This is a genomic window from Cellulomonas septica (assembly GCF_012396155.1).
Lineage (GTDB): Bacteria > Actinomycetota > Actinomycetes > Actinomycetales > Cellulomonadaceae > Cellulomonas > Cellulomonas septica.
In genome coordinates, this window is the sequence record NZ_JAAXOY010000524.1 from 1 (window position 1) to 2570 (window position 2570).

The 2570-nt window shown below is 74.4% G+C and carries 2 protein-coding genes; both read left to right on the plus strand.

Annotated elements, in window-relative coordinates:
- A partial coding sequence (locus HGA02_RS16030; RefSeq protein WP_168680090.1) for a tyrosine-protein phosphatase occupies positions 1–581 on the plus strand: 581 nt, incomplete at its 5' end.
- A 121-nt stretch (positions 582–702) separates the two neighbouring features.
- The coding region (locus tag HGA02_RS16035) for an AAA family ATPase (RefSeq protein WP_246247916.1) at positions 703–2570 on the plus strand (1868 nt) is incomplete at its 3' end.

Genomic DNA, 2570 nt, shown 5'->3' on the forward strand with positions numbered 1-2570 from the left:
AGCGGGTGCCCGCGGGCGCGCGGCTCGTCGAGCTCGACGTGCTCGCCGACCTCCCCGGGAACGCCGCCGCGCAGGCGGCGACGCTCCTCACCCGTCCCGCGGTGCTGCTCGAGACGCTCGACGGCATGGACGTCGCCGAGCAGATGCGCGCCACCTACCGGCGGCTCGTCTCGTCGCCGGCGGCGCTCGCGGGCTACGCGACGTTCGCGCGCACCGTCATCGACGCGCAGGGCACTCCCGTGCTGTTCCACTGCACGGCGGGCAAGGACCGCACGGGGTGGGCCGCGACGGTGCTGCTGCTCGCGGCCGGCGTCGACGAGGACGGCGCGACGGACGAGTTCCTCGCGGTCAACCCGGCGGTCCGGACGACGTTCGCGCCGCTGCTCGCGCAGCTCGAGGCCGCGGGCGGCGACCCGGCCCTCGTCTCGCCGTTCCTCGAGGTGCGGGAGGACTACCTGCGGGCCGCGCTCGACACCGTCGCGGCCCGGTTCGGGTCGTTCGACGGGTACCTCGCGGACGGGCTCGGGCTCACCCCGCTCGAGGTCGAGTCGCTGCGCCGCACCCTGCGCGCCGACGCCTGACGCGGGCCCGCGCCGCGCGGTTCGTCCGGTTGGTCCGTTCGGGTGGTCCGGTATGTCCGATGTTGCCGGGCCTCCGACGTGCGCTGACGATGGTGCGACCGAGCCGACGGAAGGCGGACGCATGCACGAGGACGAGCTGGTCTCCCCCATCCGCAAGGGTGCGCACGACATCGCGCTCGACCGCGAGCGCATGCGTCGTCGTCGCGTGTACCGGCTCGCGGCCGTCGTGCTGGCGGCCGAGGCGTACGTGATCGTGAGCGCGCTGCTGGGCCGCGACCCGCTCCCGTCGCTGCCGGCGGTCGACCCGCTGATCCTCGTCCCGGTCCTGTTCTTCGCGGCGATGCTGCTCCTGCTCGTCGGCACGCAGGTCGGGTCCGCGCGGTCGCCGCACCTCACCTACCGGCCCGAGCAGGTCGACGTGCGGCTCGACGACGTCATCGGGATCGACCCGGTGAAGGAGGACGTGCGCCGCTCGATCGACCTGTTCCAGACGCACCGCCAGTTCGCCGACCAGATGGGCGGCACCCCGCGGCGCGGCCTGCTGTTCGAGGGTGCGCCGGGCACCGGCAAGACGATGACCGCGAAGGCGATGGCCGCCGAGGCGGGCGTGCCGTTCCTGTTCGTGTCGGCGACGTCGTTCCAGTCGATGTACTACGGCGCCACGGCCCGCAAGATCCGCGCGTACTTCCGGGCGCTGCGCCGCGCGGCCCGCACCGAGGGCGGGGCGATCGGGTTCATCGAGGAGATCGACGCGATCGCGCTGCGTCGCGGCGGGATGCTCGGGGCGTCGTCGTCGCGGACCCTCGTCGGTGCGGCGTCCGCCGGTACGCCGGGCGTCGTGACGAACGCGATCATGAGCGAGGGCACGGGCGGCGTCGTCAACGAGCTGCTCGTGCAGATGCAGTCGTTCGACGAGCCCACGGGCGGCGACAAGCTCGTCAACCGCCTGGTGTCGGCCGTCAACCTGTTCCTCCCGGCGACGCGCCAGATCCGTCAGCGCCGCCCCGGACGCGCCCCGATCCTGCTGATCGCCGCGACGAACCGCGCCGACTCGCTCGACCCCGCGCTGCTGCGGCCGGGCCGGTTCGACCGCCGGCTCACGTTCTCCGCGCCTGACGCGCACGGCCGTCGTGCCCTGGTCGACCACTTCCTCACCCGCCGCGCGCACGACGCCGAGCTCGACGACCCGGTCGCCCGGGACCGCGTGGCCGCGTCGACGAACGGCTGGACGCCCGTGATGATCGAGCACCTGCTCGACGAGGCGCTGGTCAACGCGCTGCGCCGCGGGTCGCTGACGATGTCGTTCCAGGACGTCGAGACGGCCCGCATCACCGAGATGGTCGGCATCGGCCAGCCCGTCCGGTACACGCGCGCCGAGCAGGAGCTCATCGCGACGCACGAGGCCGGGCACGCGGTCACCGCGTGGCTCGTCGCGCCGAACCGGTCGCTCGAGGTGCTGACGATCATCCGCCGCGGCGAGTCGCTCGGGCTGCTCGCGCACGGCGACTGCGAGGAGGTCTGGACGCGGTCGCAGGGCGACCTGCGGGCGCTCGTGCAGATCGCGATGGGCGGCTGGGTCGCCGAGGAGCTGTTCTTCGGCCAGACGACGACCGGCCCCGCGAGCGACCTCGCCGCGGCGACGCGCACCGCCGCGCAGATGGTCGGCGCGGCCGGCATGACCGGGTCGCTCGTGTCGTTCCTCGCGACCGAGAAGCCGCTGGTCGACGCCGTCGTGAGCGACGGGCGGGCACGTGAGCAGCTCGAGCAGGTGCTCGAGGACGCGCGCGCGACCGTGCGGCGGCTCCTGTCGCGGCACCGGTACCTGGTCGAGGCGCTGCGCGACGCCCTGCTCGAGCGGCACGAGCTGCTGGGCCGGGAGATCACGGACGTGCTGGTCGCCGCGCACGAGGCCGCGACGCGGGCGTCGGGCGACGTCGTGCCGCAGCTCGCGGACGAGCCGTCGCGTCCCGCGTCGGCCGCCCTGCCGCT